This window comes from uncultured Tyzzerella sp., assembly GCF_963558545.1.
Taxonomy (GTDB): domain Bacteria; phylum Bacillota; class Clostridia; order Lachnospirales; family CAG-274; genus Tyzzerella.
The window spans coordinates 24,858-30,927 of sequence record NZ_CAUWHO010000024.1 but is presented as its reverse complement, the minus strand read 5'-3'; the positions used below and the strand labels follow the sequence as shown (position 1 = coordinate 30,927).

At 23.6% G+C, this 6,070-nt stretch carries 6 protein-coding genes; 3 read left to right on the top strand and 3 right to left on the bottom strand.

From position 1 onward, the window contains the following. A partial coding sequence (locus R5Z65_RS05410) for a hypothetical protein (protein ID WP_317367609.1) occupies nt 1-891 on the top strand: 891 nt, incomplete at its 5' end. Between the two features lie 311 nt (nt 892-1,202). Here R5Z65_RS05410 and ligA read toward each other — a convergent pair. From ligA to R5Z65_RS05395, 3 genes are read right to left on the bottom strand one after another with little or no spacing between them, the layout of a single operon-like run. Further along, nucleotides 1,203-3,143 (bottom strand): NAD-dependent DNA ligase LigA, encoded by a 1,941-nt coding sequence (gene ligA, locus R5Z65_RS05405; RefSeq protein WP_317367607.1) that lies wholly within the window; start codon nt 3,141-3,143, stop codon nt 1,203-1,205. A gap of 59 nt (nt 3,144-3,202) precedes the next feature. Then, the gene (locus R5Z65_RS05400; RefSeq protein ID WP_317367606.1) at nt 3,203-3,670 is read right to left on the bottom strand and encodes a hypothetical protein; all 468 of its coding nucleotides are present in this window, start codon (nt 3,668-3,670) and stop codon (nt 3,203-3,205) included. Continuing rightward, nucleotides 3,657-4,601, bottom strand: a complete 945-nt coding sequence (locus tag R5Z65_RS05395; RefSeq protein ID WP_317367612.1) for a S8 family peptidase — start codon at nt 4,599-4,601, stop codon at nt 3,657-3,659. Before R5Z65_RS05395 ends, R5Z65_RS05400 begins: the two co-directional genes overlap by 14 nt. 385 nt (nt 4,602-4,986) lie before the next feature. Between R5Z65_RS05395 and R5Z65_RS05390 the strand changes: the two genes are divergently transcribed. Both R5Z65_RS05390 and R5Z65_RS05385 read left to right on the top strand, forming a co-directional pair. Then, a complete protein-coding gene (locus R5Z65_RS05390; RefSeq protein ID WP_317367605.1) occupies nt 4,987-5,160 on the top strand; it encodes a hypothetical protein in 174 nt (57 codons plus the stop codon). 344 nt (nt 5,161-5,504) lie between these two features. Next, nucleotides 5,505-6,017: a GerMN domain-containing protein gene (locus tag R5Z65_RS05385; RefSeq protein ID WP_317367603.1), complete on the top strand. Its 513-nt coding sequence runs from the start codon at nt 5,505-5,507 to the stop codon at nt 6,015-6,017. The last annotated feature ends 53 nt before the right edge of the window (nt 6,018-6,070 follow it).

The following is a 6,070-nucleotide window of genomic DNA, read 5'->3' as shown; positions in this document are numbered from 1 at the left end:
TATATTTTATTTTTATTAGGATATGTAATGGTATTGTTATGTAGTAGATTTATAAATAAAAATTTAATAATTAAAAATTCATACTTGAAAAAAATATATATAGACTATGTCCCATTTGCTTTAGTTACTATATTTTTTATAAAATACATAAACTTATATAATTTTGAAGCCTTTTTAATATTAGGGGTATCACTATTAGGCTTTTATAATAGAAACTTAGGCAAAAAATTTGATAAGATAATATCTATACTGTCTGTAACATCTATTTTTATAGCTTTACTTTTTATACAAGAATATAATATTATACCTACTGGAGTTAAGTTAGAGTTTAATTTTATATGTATATATATTTATTTATGTGCATTAAGATATTTATTAAAGTTAAAATTTAAAAATACTGTATTTTATACATATTGGATTATTGCTTTAACAATATTATTTTTAGATACCTTTATAGGAGGTATGATTTATGACATTATTTTCCTAGGAATGATTTGCTGTTTAATTTTATTTTATGGTATTAAAAACAAAAATAAAAAATATATGGCATTATCACTGTTATTTTTATTACTAGTAACTATTAATAATACTTTTATATTTTGGAAAGAATTTGTATGGTTTATATATTTAATAATTATAGGATTAATTTTTATTTTTGTAGCTTTATTTTTTGAAAGTAGAAAAAGAAAATCTGATAAAGATAGAAAAATAAAAGAAGATGATGAGATTAACTTTAATGATAGTATTAACCTTAGTAAACAAGATATTTTAAATAAAAATAACAAAAATAATTATAAAAAAATAGAAACTAAATATAAAAAGTATAAAAATAAAAGAAGAATAATTAAAAACAAAATTAAAAGAAAGCAAAAGACTAAAAGATATAGATAGAAAGATTAAAAACCTACCAGTTAATCTAGTGGGTTGAGGTTGTAGACAAAGTCTACAACCTCTTCAAAAAATAACAAGTTTATTTTTTGATATATTATAGAGTAAAAAAGCCGATTTATTCGCACAAGGGCTAAAGCCCCTATAAATCTAGCTTTTACACAATCCAAGGCAAAGCCTTGTATTGTGATTAAAATTTTTATACCCTATAAATAGTATATAAAAATGAAAAAAATTACTTTAATATTATTTTGTTTACAGTCTTAACCCACCAGTTAATCTAGTGGGTTTTATTTTTGTTGTTTTTATTATACCTAAGCCTCTAGCATTGTTAAAAAGTCATCTTCACTTATTATAGGTATATTAAGCTCTTTTGCTTTTTTATTTTTAGATGAGGTAGAGTTTTTATCATTATTAATAAGATAATCTGTTTTTGCAGATACACTACCTGTTACTTTACCACCTAAATCTTCTATTTTTTGTTGAAGTTCTTTTCTATTTTTAAAAGATTGTAAATCTCCAGTTATAACAAATGTTTTATCCTGTATAGACTTATTAGATATAGTATTATTATTATCAGTTAATTTTAATAATGGAAATACTTTATTTATAAGGCTTATATTTTCTTTATTAGAAAAATAATTTATTAGAGAGTTTGCCATAATTTCTCCAAAGCCATCTATTAAAATAATTTCATCTAATGTAGCATTTTTTATTTTATCAAAATTATAATTAAAATATTTACATAAAATTTTTGCATTACTAAGACCAATATGCTCTATACCTAAAGAATATATAAAGTTAGCAAGAGTTGTATTTTTTGATTTTTCTATTGCATTTATAAGATTATTATAAGACTTTTCTCCAAAGCCTTGCATATTAACTATATTTTCTTTAAAATTTTCTAATGTGTATATATCAGCATAGTTTGTTATAAATTTATTATTAATAAATTTTTCAATAGTAGCTTTAGAAAAGTCTGTTATATTCATAGCATCTCTAGATACATAGTGTACGATACCATTAATTATTTTTGCTATACAGCTTGGGTTGGTACATTTTAAAGCTAGGCCATCTCTTATTTGGACAGGTTCTGCTTTACAACCACAAGCATTACATTTATCAGGTATTTTAAGATTATCACTATTTGTTATATTTTCTGCAACTTGAGGTATAATCATATTAGCCTTATAAACTTTTATAGTATCTCCTATACCTAATTTTAAATTTTTTATAATACTTATATTATGAAGGCTAGCTCTATTTACAGTAGTACCTTCTAGCTCTACTGGTTCAAATATTGCAACAGGATTTATAAGTCCTGTCCTTGATGTATTCCATTCTACATTTAATAGGGTAGTAGTAGCTAAATCATCAGCCCATTTAAAAGCAATAGAATCTTTAGGAAATTTAGAAGTTTCTCCTAAGCTATTACTATAAGAAATATCATTAAATGTTACTACCAATCCATCAGTTGTAAATTTATTTGTTTCTATCCTATTTTCAAAATCAGTTATAGCTTTAGCTACATTAGATTTATTTACTAGAGTATATTCAACTGTTTCAAATCCTAAAGATTTTAAATAATCTAATTGTTCAGATTTTAGTTTAAATGATTTATCACATTTTACTAAAGAAAATGCTAAAAAACTTACATTTCTATCTTTTGTTATTTCGTTATTAAGTTGTCTTACAGTACCACTACATAAATTTCTTGGGTTTTTATATTTTTCTTCTATATCTAAATTTTCGTTTATAGTTTCAAAGTCTTTAAAAGATATTAAGGCTTCTCCACGAATAACAAGCTCATCTTTATAAGGTATTTTTAAAGGGATATTTTTAAATACCTTGCAGTTGTGTGTAATATCTTCACCAATCTCCCCATTACCTCTTGTAACAGCACTAACAAGAGTACCATTTGTATATGTTAAAACTATTGTAAGACCGTCCATTTTAAAAGATAATAACCCTTCGTTTACATCTAAAAAATCTTCTATTTTAGATATTTCTTTAGTTTTATCTAATGATAGCATTTTTTTGTTGTGTTTAACTTTTTTAAGTTCGCTTAAAACTATATATCCAACTTGTTGAGTAGGGCTATTAGATAATACTATGCCTGTTTTATTTTCTAATGCCTCTAGCTCATCATACAATTTGTCATATTCAAAATCAGACATTATTTCATAGCTTTCTTGATAGTAGGCTTTTCTAGCTTTATTAAGTTTGTCAACAAGTTGTTTAATTTTTTCTATCATTTTTATCTCCTTATATGTTTTTATATTATAGTAACATAGGCATAAAGATTAATCAATAATTATAGCTTAAATAATAGTAGAATAATAACCAAAAAGACTACATTATTAGACATATTAAAACTGTTATTTATAGAAAATAAACAGTTCTCATCAATATCGTATACGCCATCTTCTTTAACAGAAGGGTCAACATCTAATGTGTTTACTTTTACAACATTATTTTGTATATTTTTAGGAATCATATAGCTTAAAGCAGACACATTTGTTACTATATTTATGGCATTATCTATATTTTTATGGTTTTCTTCTAGTATAAATGGTTTAATAGCATTTAGTAATGCAATTTCTTTTGAAGGGTTCTTTTTTAAATTATCTATATTATTTTTTAATTCTAAATTTATTTTGTCTATATATTTTGTTTTAAATAAATTTGTAATTAGGCCAAAAGCTTCTTTTATATCATTTTCTATTACTTGCTTATCTTGCATTTTTTGAGCTATTTCATATATAACATTATTTTCTTGCATAACATACCTCCTGAGATAACAATTTATAAATATCTATTAATCCCCAACCTTGTTGATTTTTTGGTAAATGTAAATTTTTACAACATTTTTTTAGCATAAGCTTAACATCATCTGGTTTCAAATGGTTGTATTTTTCAAGAAGTAATGCTATTGCCCCAGAAACAATAGGTGTAGACATTGATGTTCCACTTAAAGAAAAATAGTTTTTATCTACAATCTCATTAGATTGTTTTGATATATTGTTAGATAGACAAGATATAACATTAACACCTGGTGCTAATACATCAGGTTTTACAACACATTCTAATGTAGGACCACGACCAGAAAAATTGATAAGGTTGTTTCCCCATATATTAGCAGTTATATTATCATCAGATGCTCCAATAGTTATAACCTTTTTGCTTATAGCAGGTGAGCTAATAGTATGGTTTTTAGGGCCATCATTTCCAGCGGCAATAGTAATAACAATACCACTATCCCACATATTTTCTACTGCTTTTACCAATGGGTCATTAGATGAAGTGTTGTTTGTACCAATAGATAGATTAGCTACTTTTATATTATATCTTTCTTTATTGTCAACAATCCATTGTAACCCTGCAAGAACATCAGAGGCGTTACCAGTGCCATCGCTATTTAATACTTTTACTCCAATTAGGTTACAATTAGTTGCTATACCCCTGTATTTACCATTAGAATTTATACCATTTCCACCTGCTATACCTGCAACGTGAGTTCCGTGCCCATTATCATCATAAGGTTTAGTTTTATTGTTTATAAAATCTTTAAAGGCTATTATTCTATTTTTTGGGTATAAGAAATCTTTTATAGGGCATATACCTGTATCTAAAATAGCTATACCTATACCTTTTCCTGTGTAGCCGTTTTCTTGAACAATGTTAGCATTTACTGTTTTTCTAGCAGTATCCATTTGCATAGTTATATGAGTATTTTGAAAAACAGTTTTTAAACATTTTAAATTTTTTAAATTTTCTAGCTTATCTTCGTTTATTTCTATAACAATAGCATTTATTAAAGGTATTTTATATTTTATATTAGCAATAGATTTTAGTGTACTTTCATCTTCTAAAGATAGATTACTTTCAACTATTAATTCTATATTACCCATATTAAATCCCTTTCTAATAATTTATAATTTAGTTTATGCTAAAATTTGTAAAATGTTATTAATTTTTACAAAAAATATACTTGTACAACAATTTTAGGCTTGTTTAAATAATTTTTTTAAAATTTTGGCAATTATTTTAAACTGCGTGCATATAATTAAAATATAAAATTTTTTGGAGGTAATAATTATGAATTTTGGAGGAAATAACTTTATTTTAATTATCTTTTTATTAATGATGATGCAAGGTAATTTTGGAGGCTGTGGCATCTTTGGAGATAGCAGTATGCTTATCTTAATATTATTAATCTTTATGATGCAAGGTAGCTTTGGCAGTGGTTGTGGTGTTTGCGAAGCAAAATAAATTATTAATTAAACACTAAACTGTTGATATTTAAAATAAGCAATTTATATTAGCATAATTCTTTATTTTATAGGATTTAAGCTATTATAAATTGCTTTTTTATTATTTATTTTAATATAAAAATCGTGTGTATAAAAATTATTTTACTTAATTTTTTTAAGTATATTACAACAAAGATTATTTGCTAGTAAATTAAATGATACTATTATTAGTCGAAAACAAGTTTATATTTTTTTTAAATGTAATATTATAAATTATATTATATGTTTTGATAACAATTTTGTATTTAAAATATATTGAATAGATATATTTAATAAAATACAATAAATATGAGGTGATTTATTATGAAAAAAAAATGTGCTATACTTTTAGTTTTATCATATATATTAAATGCCAGTATAATAGTAAATGCTCAAGACTTTTATAAAATTTATTATTTAGAAAACGATATTGATGAAAGGTTGACATTTGATGAATATGTAATTTTAGGAGATTATATGGACGAATACAAAATTAAATTACTACTAGAAACATATTTATACAATAGTAAAAATAGTATTAATTATATACCAGAAGGAACAAAAGTATTAAATACAAAAATTATAAATAACAATTTATTTATAAACTTTAATAAAAATATTGAAAATTATGGTGGAGGAAATTATTATGAAACTAATCTTATAAGGCAAATTTTACACACTTGTTTTCAGTTTGAAGATATAAAAAGTGTTACATTTTTAATAGAAAATAAATTTAAAGTTTTGCCAGAAGGAAACTTAGTATTTAAATATAATAGAGAAGATTTAGAGATAATGGATTATAACCAAAATGTATATTTAAAGGAAAGAACTAACTAATTTATTGACTACTTTATAAAATTATTATAAAATAACTATAATATATAATGATT

What these genes read in the sequence shown, in the direction of transcription:
- R5Z65_RS05395 (WP_317367612.1), bottom strand. Translation starts at nt 4,601, where the DNA reads ATGGATACTGCTAGAAAAACAGTAAATGCTAACATTGTTCAAGAAAAC.
- R5Z65_RS05400 (WP_317367606.1), bottom strand. Translation starts at nt 3,670, where the DNA reads ATGCAAGAAAATAATGTTATATATGAAATAGCTCAAAAAATGCAAGAT.
- R5Z65_RS05390 (WP_317367605.1), top strand. Translation starts at nt 4,987, where the DNA reads ATGAATTTTGGAGGAAATAACTTTATTTTAATTATCTTTTTATTAATG.
- R5Z65_RS05385 (WP_317367603.1), top strand. Translation starts at nt 5,505, where the DNA reads ATGAAAAAAAAATGTGCTATACTTTTAGTTTTATCATATATATTAAAT.
- ligA (WP_317367607.1), bottom strand. Translation starts at nt 3,143, where the DNA reads ATGATAGAAAAAATTAAACAACTTGTTGACAAACTTAATAAAGCTAGA.